15 protein-coding genes are annotated in these 16455 nt (G+C 69.0%); 3 read left to right on the top strand and 12 right to left on the bottom strand.

All coding sequences use genetic code 11. The features are described 5' to 3' along the window. Positions 1–58: 58 nt before the first annotated feature. From ACIQVL_RS23675 to ACIQVL_RS23665, 3 genes are all read right to left on the bottom strand, one after another. Positions 59–1057, bottom strand: coding sequence for an FKBP-type peptidyl-prolyl cis-trans isomerase (locus tag ACIQVL_RS23675; RefSeq protein WP_403476285.1), 999 nt, complete (start codon positions 1055–1057; stop codon positions 59–61). Positions 1058–1171: 114 nt separating this feature from the next. Next, positions 1172–2533 (bottom strand): Pup--protein ligase, encoded by a 1362-nt coding sequence (gene pafA, locus ACIQVL_RS23670; RefSeq protein WP_067429457.1) that lies wholly within the window; start codon positions 2531–2533, stop codon positions 1172–1174. 9 nt (positions 2534–2542) lie between these two features. Further along, on the bottom strand, positions 2543–3802 hold the full coding sequence (locus tag ACIQVL_RS23665) for an MFS transporter (protein ID WP_403476284.1): 1260 nt from the start codon (positions 3800–3802) through the stop codon (positions 2543–2545). A gap of 46 nt (positions 3803–3848) precedes the next feature. On the opposite strand from ACIQVL_RS23665, the gene ACIQVL_RS23660 reads away from it, so the two are divergent. Further along, positions 3849–4907 (top strand): LacI family DNA-binding transcriptional regulator, encoded by a 1059-nt coding sequence (locus tag ACIQVL_RS23660; RefSeq protein WP_403476283.1) that lies wholly within the window; start codon positions 3849–3851, stop codon positions 4905–4907. An 88-nt stretch (positions 4908–4995) separates the two neighbouring features. On the opposite strand, the gene prcA is transcribed toward ACIQVL_RS23660, so the two are convergent. The 6 genes from prcA to arc all read right to left on the bottom strand — a co-directional run bounded on the left by prcA (position 4996) and on the right by arc (position 11179). After that, positions 4996–5754: a proteasome subunit alpha gene (prcA, locus tag ACIQVL_RS23655; protein WP_403429352.1), complete on the bottom strand. Its 759-nt coding sequence runs from the start codon at positions 5752–5754 to the stop codon at positions 4996–4998. Positions 5755–5823: 69 nt separating this feature from the next. Beyond that, positions 5824–6669: a proteasome subunit beta gene (prcB, locus tag ACIQVL_RS23650; protein ID WP_403476282.1), complete on the bottom strand. Its 846-nt coding sequence runs from the start codon at positions 6667–6669 to the stop codon at positions 5824–5826. Continuing rightward, on the bottom strand, positions 6621–7214 hold the full coding sequence (locus ACIQVL_RS23645; protein WP_403476281.1) for an endonuclease VII domain-containing protein: 594 nt from the start codon (positions 7212–7214) through the stop codon (positions 6621–6623). Before ACIQVL_RS23645 ends, prcB begins: the two co-directional genes overlap by 49 nt. A 33-nt stretch (positions 7215–7247) precedes the next feature. Continuing rightward, positions 7248–7466, bottom strand: a complete 219-nt coding sequence (locus tag ACIQVL_RS23640; protein ID WP_234531430.1) for a ubiquitin-like protein Pup — start codon at positions 7464–7466, stop codon at positions 7248–7250. A 190-nt stretch (positions 7467–7656) separates the two neighbouring features. Beyond that, the gene (gene dop / locus ACIQVL_RS23635) at positions 7657–9168 is read right to left on the bottom strand and encodes a depupylase/deamidase Dop (RefSeq protein ID WP_403429346.1); all 1512 of its coding nucleotides are present in this window, start codon (positions 9166–9168) and stop codon (positions 7657–7659) included. A gap of 244 nt (positions 9169–9412) precedes the next feature. Beyond that, entirely contained in the window at positions 9413–11179 is a 1767-nt protein-coding gene (arc, locus tag ACIQVL_RS23630; RefSeq protein ID WP_403429343.1) for a proteasome ATPase, read from the bottom strand. A gap of 539 nt (positions 11180–11718) precedes the next feature. On the opposite strand from arc, the gene ACIQVL_RS23625 reads away from it, so the two are divergent. Beyond that, complete coding sequence (locus tag ACIQVL_RS23625; RefSeq protein ID WP_403429341.1) at positions 11719–12024, top strand: ferredoxin; 306 nt, start codon at positions 11719–11721, stop codon at positions 12022–12024. 64 nt (positions 12025–12088) lie between these two features. On the opposite strand, the gene ACIQVL_RS23620 is transcribed toward ACIQVL_RS23625, so the two are convergent. From ACIQVL_RS23620 to ACIQVL_RS23610, 3 genes are all read right to left on the bottom strand, one after another. Further along, positions 12089–12670 (bottom strand): hypothetical protein, encoded by a 582-nt coding sequence (locus ACIQVL_RS23620; protein WP_403429339.1) that lies wholly within the window; start codon positions 12668–12670, stop codon positions 12089–12091. 213 nt (positions 12671–12883) lie between these two features. Then, positions 12884–13786 (bottom strand): tRNA (adenine-N1)-methyltransferase, encoded by a 903-nt coding sequence (locus ACIQVL_RS23615; RefSeq protein ID WP_358915346.1) that lies wholly within the window; start codon positions 13784–13786, stop codon positions 12884–12886. A gap of 137 nt (positions 13787–13923) precedes the next feature. Beyond that, positions 13924–15366 carry a site-2 protease family protein gene (locus ACIQVL_RS23610; RefSeq protein WP_403476280.1) on the bottom strand — a complete coding sequence of 481 codons (1443 nt, stop codon included), beginning with the start codon at positions 15364–15366 and terminating at the stop codon, positions 13924–13926. Between the two features lie 140 nt (positions 15367–15506). Here ACIQVL_RS23610 and ACIQVL_RS23605 point away from each other — a divergent pair, with 140 nt between their 5' ends. Next, positions 15507–16448, top strand: a complete 942-nt coding sequence (locus ACIQVL_RS23605) for a RecB family exonuclease (RefSeq protein WP_403476279.1) — start codon at positions 15507–15509, stop codon at positions 16446–16448. The last annotated feature ends 7 nt before the right edge of the window (positions 16449–16455 follow it).

The raw sequence follows: 16455 nt of genomic DNA, 5'->3' as shown, positions 1-16455 counted from the left end.
TGTGTACGACACGGAACCGGGACAGTCTTTCATCCCCGCCGGGGTCGTGCCCGCGCGACTACATCGCCGCAAGAATGTCCACCGTGAACACCAGCGTCGAACCCTTCTTCACCACACCACCGCTCGGCGGGTTGTTCCCGTAGGCCAGGTCCGGCGGCGTGACGACCATGATCCGGCTGCCCACCTTCTTGCCGGTGATCCCCTGCGCCAGCCCCTTGACGACCTGCTGCATCTGCTCGACCGAGAACTGGGCCAGCCGCCCGCTCTCGTACGTCTGCTCGAAGACCGTGCCGCTGTCCCAGACCTCGCCCTTGAACTGGCACAGGACGGTCTGCGCCGACTGCACCACCGCGCCGTCGCCCTCCAGCACGTAGTTCGACACGAGCTGCTTCGGCGGGTCCGCCTTCGGGATGTCGATCGAGGGGGCCTTGCCGTCCGTGTTCGTGCCGATCCTGGGCAGCGCGGCGTCGCTCTGCGCGACCTCCTTGCCCGTGCTGGAGCTCTTCGAGTTGAACGCGTTCAGGATGTCCACCACGAACACCAGCGTGTCCGTGCCCTTGATCCCCGCCTGCGAGTTGCCCGAGCTGCCGTACCCCCAGGTCGGCGGCACGGCCATCAGCACCCGGCTGCCGGCCTTCTTCCCGGCCAGCCCGTACCGCCAGCCGTCGATGATGCTGCCCGCGGCGAGCTGCATCAGCAGCGGCGTACGGTCGTAGGACTGGTCGAAGACCTTCGCCGTGGACCAGATCTGCCCCAGGTAGTTGGCCTGGATGAAGTCGTTCTCCGCGACCGTCTTCCCGCTGCCCGCGATCACCGTCTTGACCGCCAGGTTCTTCGACGGGTCACCCGTGCCCTTGGCGACGGTCGGCTTCTCGTCGAACTTCGTGCCCGCCGTGATCGCCGGCAACGGCCCGTCCACGATCTTCGGCGGCGGCACCGAGGCGGACGCCGACGGCGACGCGCTGGCCTTGCTGGAGGAGGACGACTCGTCACCACACCCGGCGAGCGTGACCAGTCCCGCGGGAACAGCGGCAAGGAGGAGAGAGCGTCGGCGCACGGAAGAGCCTCGTAATCGGTCGATCTTGCGGATGGCGTGCGCGCAACTCTACGACGTGAGAAGGGCGCCGTACGGAAAACGTACGGCGCCCGTGTGGCGTTCTGTGCCGATCTCTCACATACCGGCGATGAGCTTCTCCACCCGGTCGTCGACCGAACGGAACGGGTCCTTGCACAACACCGTGCGCTGCGCCTGGTCGTTGAGCTTGAGATGCACCCAGTCGACCGTGAAGTCCCGGCGCTGCTCCTGGGCCCGCCGGATGAAGTCACCGCGCAGCCGCGCCCGAGTCGTCTGCGGCGGTACCGACTTGCCCTCGAAGATCTTCAAGTCATTGCAGATCCGCGCGGCTTGCCCCTTCTTCTCCAGCAGGTAATACAGACCTCGACGACGGTGAATGTCGTGATAAGCGAGGTCTATCTGCGCCACCCGCGGATGAGACATGGTCATGTTGTGCTTGGCCCGGTACCGCTCGATGAGCTGGTACTTCATCACCCAGTCGATCTCGGTGCCGATCCGGTCCAGGTCCTCGGCCTCGATCGCGTCCAGCGTCCGGCCCCACAGCTCCAACACCTGCTCGACCGTGCCGGTGCGGATACCGCGGCGCTCGCAGAAGTCCACGGCCTTCTCGTAGTACTCCCGCTGCACCTCCAGCGCGGAGGCCTCCCGGCCGCTGGCCAGACGCACCTTGCGCCGGCCCGTGATGTCGTGGCTGACCTCGCGGATCGCCCGGATCGGGTTCTCCAGGGTCAGGTCCCGCATCACCGTGCCCGCCTCGATCATGCGCAGCACCAGGTCGGTCGCGCCGACCTTCAGAAGCATCGTCGTCTCGGACATGTTCGAGTCGCCGACGATGACGTGCAGCCGGCGGTAGCGCTCCGCGTCCGCGTGCGGCTCGTCGCGCGTGTTGATGATCGGCCGGGAACGCGTCGTCGCCGAGGAGACGCCCTCCCAGATGTGCTCCGCCCGCTGGCTCACGCAGTACACCGCACCGCGCGGCGTCTGCAGCACCTTCCCGGCGCCGCACAGCAGCTGCCGGGTCACCAGGAACGGAATGAGGATGTCCGCGAGCCGGGAGAACTCCCCGTGCCGCGCCACCAGATAGTTCTCGTGGCAACCATAGGAGTTGCCCGCCGAGTCCGTGTTGTTCTTGAAAAGGTAGACGTCGCCCGCGATTCCTTCCTCATGCAGGCGTCGTTCGGCGTCCACCAACAGCCCTTCGAGAATGCGCTCGCCGGCCTTGTCGTGGGTGACCAGTTCGGTCACATTGTCACACTCGGGTGTCGCGTATTCCGGATGTGAGCCCACGTCGAGATAGAGCCGGGCGCCGTTCCGCAGAAAGACATTGCTGCTACGGCCCCATGACACGACACGGCGGAAGAGGTACCGCGCCACCTCGTCAGGCGACAGGCGGCGCTGTCCCCTGAACGTGCACGTGACGCCGTACTCGTTCTCCAGCCCGAAAATGCGGCGGTCCATGACTGAACATTACGCCCGATCCCCTGAGCTGAAACGGGGTTCGACAGCACGATTTGGATCATTTTCCGAACCGGCCGCAACCACCTCACCCCCACCGGGAGCTGCGAGGACCCGCCCCGTGACCGCCAGGACCAGCAACGACACACCCCCCGCCGCACCCGGCACGGCGAACCCCCACAGGGCCCCGCCCGCCTCGACCACCGGCCCCGCCACGCCCGTTCCCACCGACGCCCCCACTGTGAACGTCGTCACAAGCCAGGAGAACGCCTCGGTGACCGTGCCCCTCGGCGCATGCCGGTCCACCAGCACGAACGCACACGCGATCGCCGGCGCCAGGAACACCCCGGCCAGCACTGTGAGCAACACCATGGCCAACGCCCCCGGCATCAGCATCAACGGCAGATAACACACCGCCAGAAGAGCCACCAGCACCCGCAGTCGCCGCGCCGGCTCCCCCGCCCACCGCCGCACCCCGTAGACACTGCCCCCCAGCAGCGCACCCAGCCCCAGCGCCGCCATCATCCAGCCGTACACCGCGTCACCCCCGTGGCCGTCCGCGTACGGCACCGACGCCACCGTGATGGACCCCAGCGCAACCCCCACGAACAGGAAGGCGGCCAGCAGCGCCAGCAACCCGGACGACCGCAGCGCACCCAGCCAGTGCGCCTCCCGCGGCGCCGACCGCCACGCCCGCGACGGCGCCGAGACCACCACCGAGAGCGCCCCGAGCACCCCCACCACGTTCACCACCAGCAGCGCCGCCTGCGCCGACCACAGCGACACGCACAACGTCACCAGCAACGGCCCCACCGTGAACATGACTTCCTGCGCCACCGCGTCCATCGCATACGCCGTGTGCACCTGCTCCTGCGCGCCCAGGACACTCGGCCACAGAGCCCGCAGCCCGCCCTCCAGCGGCGGAGTGAACAGCCCGGCCCCCGCCACGGCCGCATACGCGACCGGCAGCGACCCGGTACCCGCGAAGGCGAACACCGCCATCGCCCCGGCCGACGCGAGCGCCGCGGGCAACTGGACCCGCGGCTGCCCGCACAGGTCGACCAGCCGCCCCAGCACCGGCTGCCCCACCGCGTTGGCCACCCCGTACACCGCAGCCAGCGCCCCCGCCAGGCTGTACGTACCGCCCTCCGCACGCACGAACAGCACGATCGCGATCGCGGCCGTCGCGTTCGGCAGCCGCCCCACCAACGTCCCCGTCAGCAGCCGGGCCGCGTGCCTCGCCCTGAGGATCTCCAGGTACCCCGCGGCCATGTCCCACCTCCACGTTTTACGTATAACCCCGTCTCCCATACGTACCATGTGCGCTGTTCACACGTCCAGACGAAGGAGCCCACCCCCGGTGCCACCCAGCAGCACGCGCCCCACGAGCCGCGACGTCGCCCAGGCAGCCGGCGTCTCCCAGGCAGCCGTGTCGCTCGTGCTCGGCGACAAATGGCGCGGCCGCGTCTCCGAAGCCACCGCCCAACGCGTCCGCGAAGCCGCCCACGACCTCGGCTACCGCCCCAACCTCGCCGCCCGCAACCTCCGCCTCGGCCACACCCGCACCGTCCTCCTCGTCGTCCCTGCCCTCACCACCGAGTTCTTCGCCGGCGTCTACACCGGCGCCGCCCGCGTCGCCTCCGCACACGGCTTCGGCGTCGTCCTCTACCCCTCCCCCGAAGGCATCGGCCCCGCCCGCAACCCCTTCGGCTCCGCCCAGGCCGCCCTCGACGGCATCATCGCCTCATCCATGGCAGCCGACGCCCTCACCGCCATCCGCGGCGACCAACTCCCCCTCGTCATGCTCGACAGCGACCCCGACGGCAGCCTCGGCGCCGCCACCGTCAACCTCGACATCGCCGACGGCGTACGCCAGGTCGCCGACCACCTGCTCGGCCTCGGCCACCGCCACTTCCTCCACCTGGCCGCCGACATCGCCTCCTGGACCTTCGAGGTACGCGCCCGCACACTCGCCACCCGCACCGCAGACGTCCCCGGCACCTCGGTACGCACCGTCCGGGCCCCCATCTCCATCGAAGGCGCCCGCACGGCCACCGAGGCCGCCCTCACCGCCCCCGGCCCCCGCCCCACCGCCCTCGTCTGCGACGACGACAAACTCGCCGCCGGCGCCTACAAGGCCATCCGCCGCCAAGGCCTGCACATCCCCGACGACATCTCCGTCACCGGCCTCGACGACCTCGCCCTCGCCACCGCCATCGACCCCGAACTCACCACCGTCCGCCTCGACGCGGAACTCTTCGGCGAACGCGGCATGCAAGCCCTCCTCGCCGTCCTGGACGGCCGCGAACCCGAACACGGAGACATCCCCGTCGAACTCGTCGTACGTGACTCCACAGCACCCCCACGCCAACCCTGACCCCCGGGAACGCCCGACAACGCCCGCGCCCCGCCCGGAAGACTCCCGGGCGGGGCGCTGAGCGGGTGAAGCAAGAGCAACAGCAGGGCTACTCGACGTCCCCGCCGGACTCCTCGGCATCCTCGGCCTCCGCAGCCGTCGCCGCACCGTCCGACTCCAGCAGCCGCGACAGCTGCGGACCCACGATCCGCTTGAACTTCCGCTGCTGCGGACGCGTCCGGTCCAGCACCGCGACCTCCAGACGCTCCGCCGGAATCTCCCGCTGCGTACCGTTCGACTCCCGCGACAACGCCGTCACAGCCAGCTTCAGAGCCTCCGCAAGGGTCATACCCTCCCGGTGCTCACGGTCCAGATACGTGCTGATCTGCTCCGCACTGCCACCGACCGCCACCGAACCGTGCTCGTCCACGATCGAACCATCATGCGGCAACCGATAGATCTGGTCACCCTCCGGAGTCTCCCCCACCTCCGCGACGACCAGCTCCACCTCGTACGGCTTCTCCGCCGCCGACGAGAAGATCGTGCCCAGCGTCTGCGCGTACACGTTCGCCAGACCACGCGCCGTCACATCGTCACGGTCATAGGTGTAACCACGCAGATCCGCGTACCGCACACCTCCGATCCGCAGATTCTCGTACTCGTTGTACTTACCGGCGGCCGCGAAACCGATCCGGTCATAGATCTCGCTGAACTTGTGCAGCGCACGGGACGGGTTCTCACCGACGAACACGATGCCGTCGGCGTACTGGAGCACAACCAGACTGCGGCCACGCGCGATGCCCTTGCGGGCGTACTCGGCACGGTCCGCCATCGCCTGCTGAGGTGAGACATAGAACGGCGTCGACACCGGTATCCGTCCCCTTCCTTAGGGTTCCGTCGAAGTCACTGGGATCACCTTGATAAGAACGCCGACGCCCTACAGCAGCGCCGCGCGCGGACCGTCCGGCTCCTCCAGACGGCGCGCCAGCACCGCACGGGCCAGCTCGGAGGACTCGTCGTCGGTGAGCCGGCGGAAACCGCCGTCGGTGATCACGGTGATGATCGGGAAGATCCGGCGGGCGACATCGGGACCACCCGTCGCCGAGTCGTCGTCGGCCGCGTCGTACAGAGCCTGCACCACCAGCGTGGTCGCCTGCTCCTCGGACAGGTCGTCACGGAACAGCTTCTTCATCGCACCGCGCGCGAAGATCGAGCCGGACCCCGTGGCGGCGAAGTGGTGCTCCTCGGAACGGCCACCGGTCACGTCGTAGGAGAAGATCCGCCCCTTGTTCCGGTCCACGTCGAACCCGGCGAACAGCGGCACCACGGCCAGCCCCTGCATCGCCATGCCGAGATTGGACCGGATCATCGTCGACAGCCGGTTCGCCTTGCCCTCCAGCGACAGCTGGGCACCCTCGACCTTCTCGAAGTGCTCCAGCTCCAGCTGGAACAGCTTCACCATCTCCACGGCGAGACCGGCGGTGCCGGCGATACCGACGGCCGAGTACTCGTCGGCCGGGAACACCTTCTCGATGTCCCGCTGCGCGATCACGTTGCCCATCGTGGCCCGACGGTCACCGGCGAGCACCACGCCCCCGGGGAAGGTCACCGCCACGATCGTCGTCCCGTGCGGCGCCTCGATCACCCCCTGCGTGGGCGGCAACTGCCGCCTGCCGGGCAGCAGCTCCGGCTGGTGCTCACCGAGAAAGTCCATGAACGAGGACGACCCAGGCGTCAGGAAGGCAGCTGGTAGACGCCCGGTGCTACGAGTGTTGGCTTCCACAAGTTTCCTTCCAGGTAAGCAGCGGCTCGGCGAGCGGCGTCGGGCTTGTCCCTCAATTTGCCGATGGCCGAATTGCAGTTGAAGCACAGTACGCCTCGGACCCTACCCGTCTTGTGGCAGTGATCCACATGCACGGGCGGGGCAGATAGACAGATCGCGCAGATCCCGTACTGGGAGGCGACCATCGCGTCGCGCTCGGCTTCGGTGAGGTTGTAGTTGCGCTTCAGGTGCCCGGCACGCCCCTCGACAGCTCTGCACGACTTGCAGCGGGTCGAGAGGCCGTCCGAGGCCGTGGCGTTTCGATGCCACTCGCTCCACGGCTTCACCTCGCCGCACTTCAGGCAGAGTTTGTGACCTTCAGGAACATCGACCTTCGGCCTGACCTTTCGCCCCAGGCTCTCCTGGCGCGCTCGATGGTAGTCCGACGAGCAGTCCCGGCAATGGTGCTGGAGACCGTCGAGGTTTGATCGCTTCCGCGCGAAGGCTGCGTGCGGCTTTACTTCACCGCACCGCACACAGCACTTCGCCCCACCTTCGTTCGCCAACTTTGAGTCCCCCGCAGACCTTCAATTCGAAGGCTACTCGCCGCCTTTTTGAACAAATGATCGAACGAAGTCCTCGGCGTTCTCCTCCAAGACATCGTCGATCTCGTCCAGAACCGAGTCGACGTCGTCGCTCAGCTTCTCGTGCCGCTCCTTGAGGTCCTCGGAGCCCTGCGACTCTGCCGCCTGCTCCTCGACCTCCTCGGTGGAGTGCGTCGCCTTCTGCTGTCCGCCGCCGGTGTCCTTGGTTGCCATGACACTCACCCCGCTCAGTTCGCCCGACATGGGTCGACAGGTCGGCTTTCCTGCCGATCGGTGATGATCAGACCCTACAAGCCGGGTCCGACATCGGCCCCGCAGTTTCTCCAACGTACGGGGGCCACCTCGATGATTCCCGGGCGCCGGGGTTTTGACCCCGGTCGCCCGGTGTGCTCCGGGTACTCGTTCAGCCGCCGGAAAGGACCCTGACCAGGTCTTCTGCGGTGCGGCAGCGGTCCAGGAGCTCCTTGACGTGATTTCGCGTTCCGCGTAGCGGTTCCAGGGTTGGGACGCGCTGGAGGCTGTCGCGGCCGGGGAGGTCGAAGATGACCGAGTCCCAGCTGGCCGCGGCGACGTCGTCGGCGTACTGCTCCAGGCAGCGGCCGCGGAAGTAGGCCCGGGTGTCCTCGGGCGGGCTGGTGCGGGCCCGTTCCACGTCGGCCTCGTCCAGGAGCCGCTTCATGCGTCCGCGGGCCGCGAGGCGGTTGTAGAGGCCCTTCTCGGCCCGTACGTCGGCGTACTGGAGGTCGAGGAGGTGCAGCTTGGCGGCGTCCCAGTCGAGACCGTCGCGGCGGCGGTAGCCCTCCATGAGTTCCAGCTTGGCGACCCAGTCGAGTTCTCCGGAGAGGCTCATGGGATCGCGTTCGAGGCGGTTGAGGGTGTCCTCCCAGCGGGCGAGGACGTCCTTGGTCTGGTCGTCGGCGTCGGCGCCGTAGCGCTCCTCGACGTATTTGCGCGACAGCTCGTAGTACTCCATCTGGAGCTGGACCGCGGTGAGTGTGCGTCCGCTGCGGAGGGTGATCAGCCGCTTCAGCGTCGGGTCGTGGGAGACCTGGTGGAGGGTGCGTACGGGCTGGTCGACGGCGAGGTCGACGGCGATGAAGCCGTCTTCGATCATCGAGAGGACCAGGGCGGTCGTGCCGAGTTTCAGGTAGGTCGAGATCTCGGACAGGTTCGCGTCGCCGATGATCACATGGAGGCGGCGGTACTTCTCCGCGTCCGCGTGGGGCTCGTCCCTGGTGTTGATGATCGGCCGTTTCAGCGTCGTCTCCAGGCCGACCTCGACCTCGAAGTAGTCGGCGCGCTGGCTGAGCTGGAAGCCGTGTTCGTGGCCGTCCTGGCCGATGCCGACGCGGCCTGCGCCGGTGACGACCTGGCGGGAGACGAAGAAGGGGGTGAGGTGGCGCACGATGTCCGAGAAGGGGGTTTCCCGCTTCATCAGGTAGTTCTCGTGCGTGCCGTAGGAGGCGCCCTTGTTGTCGGTGTTGTTCTTGTAGAGGTGGATGGGCTGGGCGCCGGGGAGTGCGGCGGCTCGTTCGGCGGCTTCGGCCATGATGCGTTCGCCGGCCTTGTCCCAGAGGACGGCGTCCCGGGGGTTGGTGACCTCGGGGGCGCTGTATTCGGGGTGTGCGTGGTCGACGTAGAGGCGGGCGCCGTTGGTGAGGATCACGTTGGCGAGGCCGATGTCCTCGTCGGTGAGCTGGCTGGCGTCGGCGGCCTCGCGCGCGAGGTCGAAGCCGCGGGCGTCCCGTAGCGGGTTCTCCTCCTCGAAGTCCCAGCGGGCTCGCCGGGCCCGGTGCATCGCCGCCGCGTAGGCGTTGACGATCTGGGACGAGGTGAGCATGGCATTGGCGTTGGGGTGGCCGGGGACGGAGATCCCGTACTCCGTCTCGATGCCCATTACTCGCCGTACGGTCATGCGGCCCTCCTTGCCCGGCGGAGCCCTCGGTCGTGGGCTGCGCTCGCGTACCGCTGGCGCTCCGGTGCGTGTGCGGTGCCCGTCCCCGCACTGCGCGACTCGGCGGTAGGAAAGAGCCTAGAACGCCTTTGCGCTGGTGGGGAGATCATTTGCGTCATTGCCTTGCTCGCCTCGGTTCCGGTTTTGGCCGGAAAAACAGTCGGCTGCGGGTACCCGGTGAGGGCACCCGCAGCCGCCCTGTGTTTTACAGGTACTGTCCGGTGTTCGCCACCGTGTCGATGGAGCGTCCGGTGTCCGCGCCCTGCTTTCCGGTGATGAGGGTACGGATGTAGACGATCCGTTCGCCCTTCTTTCCGGAGATCCGGGCCCAGTCGTCGGGGTTGGTGGTGTTGGGCAGGTCCTCGTTCTCCTTGAACTCGTCCACGCAGGCCTGGAGGAGGTGGGAGACGCGCAGACCCTTCTGCTTGTGTTCGAGGAAGTCCTTGATCGCCATCTTCTTGGCGCGTCCGACGATGTTCTCGATCATGGCGCCGGAGTTGAAGTCCTTGAAGTAGAGGACTTCCTTGTCGCCGTTGGCGTAGGTGACTTCCAGGAAGCGGTTTTCCTCGGATTCGGCGTACATGTGTTCCACGGCCGTCTGGATCATGCTCTCGACGGTGGTGGCCTTGCTGCCGCCGTGCTCGCCGAGGTCGTCGGCGTGCAGCGGGAGGCGCTCGGTGAGGTACTTGCCGAAGATGTCCTTGGCCGCTTCGGCGTCGGGACGCTCGATCTTGATCTTCACGTCGAGCCGGCCGGGCCGCAGGATGGCGGGGTCGATCATGTCCTCGCGGTTGGAGGCGCCGATGACGACCACGTTCTGCAGGCCTTCGACACCGTCGATCTCGGCGAGCAGCTGGGGGACGATGGTGTTCTCCACGTCCGAGCTGACGCCGGAGCCGCGGGTGCGGAAGAGGGATTCCATCTCGTCGAAGAAGACGATGACGGGGGTGCCCTCGCTGGCCTTCTCCCGGGCACGCTGGAAGACGAGGCGGATCTGCCGCTCGGTCTCGCCGACGTACTTGTTCAGGAGCTCGGGGCCCTTGATGTTGAGGAAGAAGCTCTTGCCTGCGGCCTGGCCGGTGACTTCGGCGACCTTTTTGGCCAGCGAGTTGGCGACGGCCTTGGCGATGAGCGTCTTGCCGCATCCGGGGGGTCCGTAGAGCAGGACGCCCTTGGGCGGGCGCAGTTCGTGCTCCTTGAACAGGTCCGGGTAGAGGTAGGGGAGCTCGACGGCGTCCCGGATGGCCTCGATCTGGCCGCCGAGTCCGCCGATCTGCTCGTAGCCGATGTCGGGGACCTCTTCGAGGACGAGTTCCTCGACCTCGCTCTTGGGGACGATCTCGTAGACGTAGCCGGAGCGGGGTTCGAGCAGCAGGGCGTCGCCGGGCCGGATGTTCACGTCCAGCAGTGGCTCGGCGAGCCGTACCACGCGTTCCTCGTCGGTGTGCCCGAGCACGAGGGCGCGCTCGCCGTCCTCGAGGATCTCCTTGAGGGTGACGATGTCGCCGACGCGCTCGTACTCCATGGCCTCGACCACGTTGAGCGCTTCGTTGAGCATGACTTCCTGGCCGCGCCTGAGGTCGTCCAGGTCAACGCTTGGGCTGACGTTCACCCGCAGTTTGCGGCCGCCGGTGAAGATGTCGGCGGTGCCGTCCTCGTTCGCCGTGAGGAAGACACCGAAGCCGGCCGGCGGCTGTGCGAGCCGGTCGACTTCTTCCTTGAGGGCCACGATCTGGTCGCGGGCCTCGCGGAGGGTGTTCGCGAGTCGCTCGTTCTGGGCGGACACGCCGGCCAGGTTCGTCTGCAGCTCGACGATCCGCTCTTCGAGAATCCTCGTGTGTCGCGGAGAGTCGGCGAGCTTGCGTCGCAGGACGGCGATCTCCTGCTCAAGATAGGCGATCTGCTCGGACGGGTCGTCGGACCCTCGTCCCGGGCGGATGCCGCGGTTCATGTCGTCGTCGTGGGCTGCCACGGTCCTCACCTCCTCCAAGGGGAGCTGGACGCTTCCAGACCCTACCTGGGTGGGTGTCGATTGAAACCCCTAGATCACAAAGACTGTCAAGGTGTGTCGTCGGTCACCCATCGCGTTCTCCCTCGTGCCGGGTGGATACCCACTCAACGCGATTCGGAAGCGGCGTGTTCCAGGCCCGGAGTGGTCAAAACCCTCCGTTACTGACCGGAGTTGTCCGCTCCAGTGCCGGTTCAGGGGTTGTGCCCAGGTGGCGGATTTCTTACACAGAGCGACCGGCCGGATGTGGTGCGTGTTCATGGCGGCGGGGCGCGGGTTGGCTCAAGTCGATCGGTCGGGTGGCCGGACGCCGCCGTTCCGCGCCGGTGGGGGCGCCGTGTGCGCGGGCGCGGGGTGTGGCCGCAGGGCGCTCCGGAGGGTGCGCGAGATGGGTGCGCGGGGGGCTGTGGGCCGGAGGTAGGGTCGAAGGCGTTCAACACCCGCCGGGGCGGGACCGGGTGACTGCCGGGTCCGGCCGTCCGGCGCTTTCGACGGCAGGAGAGATGACCGTGCAGCAGGAGGCCCTGGCCGACGGTGAGGCGCTCGAGGTCTGGATCGACCAGGATCTGTGTACGGGTGACGGGATCTGCGCCCAGTACGCCCCGGAGGTGTTCGAGCTGGACATCGACGGCCTGGCCTATGTGAAGGGCGCGGACGACGAGCTGCTGCAGGCGAAGGGGGCGACGGTGCCGGTGCCGCTGCCGCTGCTCACGGACGTGGTGGACTCGGCGCGGGAGTGTCCGGGCGAGTGCATTCACGTGCGCCGGGTCGAGGACCGTGTCGAGGTGTACGGGCCGGACGCGGAGTGACTTTCCGGCCACTCCGCGTGGCATGGGCCGCGGGCCGGTCGGGCCGCGCCGGCTGGCGTGGCCGTCAGACGCTGTGGGCGGCCACGGGGGTGGAGCGGACGAACGCGTGGCCGTTCCACTGCCACTTGGCGCCGGCCTTCAGGTCCGGGCAGCAACTGGGCACGTTGTCCGAGGAATAGCCGAGCAGGGTGGCGGTGACCGCTTTGCCGGCGACCGCGAAGTCCGTCACGGTGTAGCGGTCCTTGGGGTCGACCAGGGTGGCGACGACGCGGGGGCTGGTGGCTCCGGCGGCCTGGGTGAGGACGTAGACGCCGTCGGGCGGGGTGCCCATGGCCGAGTCGCAGTGGACGACCACCACGGTTTCCGGTCTGCCGTCGCCGTCGAGGTCGCCGGTGGCCTTCTTGACGACCAGCTCTTTCACGGGGCCGCAGTCCAGGGGGAAGTCCACGCCGGTGGTGCTGGGCGGCGCGGCGGCCGCGGCGGCGGGTTTCGTCCCGGTTGCGGCGGTGGGCTGGGCGGCTTTGGCCGAGCCCGGCTGGAAGAGGGACGACAGAGCGACGACCCCGGCCACGGCAGCGGCGGTGGCCAGCCAGTGCATGGGGCGGGTGTCGGTGTGAGCGAGCTCCGGAACCACGGATTGCTGCACTAGGAGTGTCTCCTGTGAGGCCTGTGCCGGTGGGGGTGGCCTGCATCGTGCCACACGTCACAGTGGGGAGGGAACGGCGGGGTGGGCTTTCGCGGCCGGTGGGGCGCCGCACTGTGCTGGGCGGCGTCAACGGGTGAGCGCCGCCGCCGAGTTCCGTGGTGTCGGGGAACTCGGCGGCGGCGCTCGTACGTTGAAGCGGTTGCGGGGCCGGGCTCAGCGGCCGGTGCCGCCGTCGGCGTTGGGGCCGTCGTAGTCCTCGCCGTAGGCGCCCTTGGCGGGGCGGCGGCGGCGCATGGGCGGCTCGACGCCGTCGGCGAGGCGGCGGGCGGTGAGCAGGAAGCCGGTGTGGCCGATCATCCGGTGGTCGGGGCGGACGGCGAGGCCCTCCACGTGCCAGTTGCGGATCATCGTCTCCCAGGACGTCGGCTCGTTGAAGCAGCCGATCTCGCGGATGGACTCGACGGTCCGGGCGAGCTGGGTGGTGGTGGCGACGTAGCAGCACAGGATGCCGCCGGGGACGAGGGCCTTGGAGACGGCCTCCAGGCACTCCCAGGGGGCGAGCATGTCGAGGATGACGCGGTCGACGTCGGTGTCGGAGAGGTTGTCCTGGAGGTCGCCGACGGTGAGCTGCCAGGCCGGGTGCGGGCCGCCGAAGTAGCGCTCGACGTTCTGCTGGGCGATCTCGGCGAAGTCCGCGCGGCGCTCGTAGCTGTGCAGCATGCCCTGGTCGCCGATGGCGCGCAGCAGGAAGCTGCTGAGCGAGCCGGAGCCGACGCCGGCTTCGACGACGCGGGCGCCGGGGAAGATGTCGGCGAAGGAGAGGATCTGCCCCGCGTCCTTGGGGTAGACGACGGCTGCCCCGCGGGGCATGGACAGGACGTAGTCGGGGAGCAGGGGGCGCAGCGCGAGGTAGGCGACGTTGCCGGTGGTGCGGACAACGCTGCCCTCGGGAGCGCCGATCAGTTCGTCGTGCGGGAAGGAGCCCTTGTGGGTGTGGAAGTTCTTCCCGGCTTCGAGCGTGAACGTGTAGTGGCGACCCTTGGGGTCGGTCAGCTGTACCTGGTCCCCGACCTTGAAGGGCCCGCGCCTGCGGGCGGCACCGGTCGGTTCGGACATGTGAACAGCCTACCGGGCCCTGCGGGCGGCTCGGACCAACGAAGGGCGCCTTCGGTCGTGGGAACAGTGCGGGTGCGTTGCGGTTGCTCGCGCGGTTCCCCGCGCCCCTGAAGGGGCGCGCCGGCCCCGGGGCGTCGTCAGGCGGGCCTTGCCATTGCTCTGACGAAGGCGCGTTCGACGTCCGCGGCTGAGAGGACGCCGTAGATCTCGCCGGTCTCCTCGACGACCAGGTATTCGGTGGCGGGGGTGGCGCGCAGGACGTCCAGGAGGTCTTCTCCGGCCAGCTCCGCGGAGACGCGCATGCCGTCGGTGAGGTCCTGGGCGAGGCCGCTGACGGCGACCCAGGGGCGGCGGTGTTCGGGTACGCCGACGATCGCGGCCTCGCGGACGAGGGAGAGCGGGTTGCCGTCGGCGTCGACGACGACCAGGGCGCGGGCGCCGGCGGCGTTGGCGCGGCGCAGGGCCTCGGAGAGGGGGGTGTCGGTCTCGACGGGGACAGCGCGGCGGGTGAGGGTGCGGGCGCGCAGTTCCGGGAGGTGTTCGCGGAGCCTGGCCATGCGCAGGCTGTTTCCGGCGCCGGTCCAGATGATCGCGGCGAGGATGGCGGCGAGCAGGGCGTCGGTGACGGCATCCATGCCGCTGCTGTCGTCGGTGCCGCCGCCGAAGGCGCCCCAGTGGTTGAGCAGAGGGAGGCCGATGAGGACGGAGACGGCGAGGGCGCGGCCGACCCAGGCGGCGGCGACGGTGCCGCTCATGGGTTTGCCGGTGATCTTCCAGACGACGGCGCGGAGCATCCGGCCGCCGTCGAGGGGCAGGCCGGGCAGCAGGTTGAAGGCGGCGACGATGAGGTTGGAGACCATGAGGCCGGCCAGCAGGACGCCGGGGACGGTGCCGGGCTCGACGGGCTGCATGGCGAGGTAGAAGAGGCCGGAGAGGACGAGGGAGAGCAGCGGGCCGACGAAGGCCAGCACGAATTCCCGGCCCGGGGTCTCCGCCTCCTTCTCGATCTCCGAGACGCCGCCGAAGAACTGGAGCTGGATGCGGCGGACGGGGAGGTTGAAGCGGATCGCGGCGACCGTGTGGGCGAGTTCGTGGATGAGGACGGAGGCGTAGAAGGCGATGGCGAAGAAGAGGGAGACGAGGTAGCGGGCGGCGCCGAGTTCGGGCAGTACGCGGTCGAGCTGGCCGCCGAAGACCCAGGTGATCAGTGCGGCGACGACGAACCAGCTGGGGGCGACGTACACGGGGACACCGAAGGGCCGGCCCATGAGCAGTCCGCCGCCGGGTTCCTTGGGCCGCTGCGGCGGCTGTCCCTTGGCCATGCCGGACGACTGCGCGCGGGCCGGCGCGTCGGCCGGGTCGGGGGCGCCGGTGGGTGGGTCGGGTGGGTCCAGGCGGCCTGGCGTCCCGGCCGTCTCCGGTTTCTCCGGTGCCGGCGTCGTCCGCGGCTGTTCCGGCTGTTCCGGGTGCTCCGGTGTCTGTGGGGCCGGGGCCGGGGGCGCGGGCTCCTCGCCGGTCGTCTGCTGCGCCGGTTCGGCGTTGTCCGACCGGGGCTGCCCGCTGCCGCCGCTCACGTCCACGGTGTCCCCTCGTTAGATACGTCTTCTCCGGTCGATGGTATGCGGCCGTCGCGGCGTGTTCTGCCCCGGCACCCCCTGTGTTGGCCGGGGCGTCGTGCGGGTTGGGTGACTGTCAGTGGCGGGCCGTATGGTCTGTGGTCATGGACAGCAGCATCGAGGACGCCGCACGGGATCGGGGCGCGGTCGTCGCGCAGGGGGATGGGCCGGTCACGGCGGTGGCGGGCAGGGCGGCCGGGCCGCCTGCGTCGCTGTCGCCGTCGCGGGCCAGTGACTTCATGCAGTGTCCGTTGCTGTACCGGTTCCGGGTGATCGACCGGCTGCCGGAGAAGCCGAGCGAGGCGGCGACCAGAGGCACTCTGGTGCACGCGGTCCTCGAGCGGCTCTTCGACGCGCCCGCGGCGGAGCGGACGGCGCCGCGGGCCAAGGCGCTGGTGCCGGGGCAGTGGGACCGGTTGCGGGAGTCCAGGCCGGAGCTCGAGGAGCTGTTCGCGGAGGATCCGCGGGGCGAGCGGCTGGCGCGTTGGCTGGGTGAGGCGGAGCAGCTGGTCGAGCGCTGGTTCACGCTGGAGGATCCGGTCCGTCTCGAGCCCGTGGAGCGGGAGCTGTTCGTGGAGACGGAGCTGGAGTCGGGGCTGCGGCTGCGCGGGATCATCGACCGGGTCGACGTGGCTGCGACGGGTGAGGTGCGGATCGTCGACTACAAGACGGGCAAGGCGCCGCGGCCGGAGTACGCCGAGGGTGCGTTGTTCCAGATGAAGTTCTACGCGCTGGTGGTGTGGCGGCTGAAGAACGTGGTGCCGAGGCGGCTGCAGCTGGTCTATCTCGGCAGCGGTGACGTGCTGACGTACGACCCGGTCGTGGCCGATCTGCAACGGGTGGAGCGCAAGCTGCTCGCGCTGTGGGAGGCGATCCGGGAGGCGACGGAGTCGGGTGAGTGGCGGCCGCGTCCGACGAAGCTGTGCGGCTGGTGCGACCACCAGGCGCACTGTCCGGAGTTCGGCGGTACTCCCCCGCCGTATCCGCTGCCGGTGAGGTCGGCCGCGTCCGGGGACGTGGCGCAGGGCAGAATGGGCGCGGACTAGCAGAAGG

This window comes from Streptomyces sp. NPDC090499 (assembly GCF_044769305.1).
Lineage (GTDB): Bacteria > Actinomycetota > Actinomycetes > Streptomycetales > Streptomycetaceae > Streptomyces.
The sequence above is the reverse complement of the archived record's forward strand: the minus strand, read 5'-3'. Positions and strand labels throughout refer to the sequence as shown.

Bases quoted from the DNA above. Each gene is read 5' to 3' on its own strand.
- pafA (WP_067429457.1), bottom strand. From the start codon at position 2,533: ATGGACCGCCGCATTTTCGGGCTGGAGAACGAGTACGGCGTCACGTGC.
- ACIQVL_RS23665 (WP_403476284.1), bottom strand. From the start codon at position 3,802: ATGGCCGCGGGGTACCTGGAGATCCTCAGGGCGAGGCACGCGGCCCGG.
- ACIQVL_RS23660 (WP_403476283.1), top strand. From the start codon at position 3,849: ATGTGCGCTGTTCACACGTCCAGACGAAGGAGCCCACCCCCGGTGCCA.
- ACIQVL_RS23640 (WP_234531430.1), bottom strand. From the start codon at position 7,466: ATGGCAACCAAGGACACCGGCGGCGGACAGCAGAAGGCGACGCACTCC.
- dop (WP_403429346.1), bottom strand. From the start codon at position 9,168: ATGACCGTACGGCGAGTAATGGGCATCGAGACGGAGTACGGGATCTCC.
- ACIQVL_RS23625 (WP_403429341.1), top strand. From the start codon at position 11,719: ATGACCGTGCAGCAGGAGGCCCTGGCCGACGGTGAGGCGCTCGAGGTC.
- ACIQVL_RS23615 (WP_358915346.1), bottom strand. From the start codon at position 13,786: ATGTCCGAACCGACCGGTGCCGCCCGCAGGCGCGGGCCCTTCAAGGTC.
- ACIQVL_RS23605 (WP_403476279.1), top strand. From the start codon at position 15,507: ATGGACAGCAGCATCGAGGACGCCGCACGGGATCGGGGCGCGGTCGTC.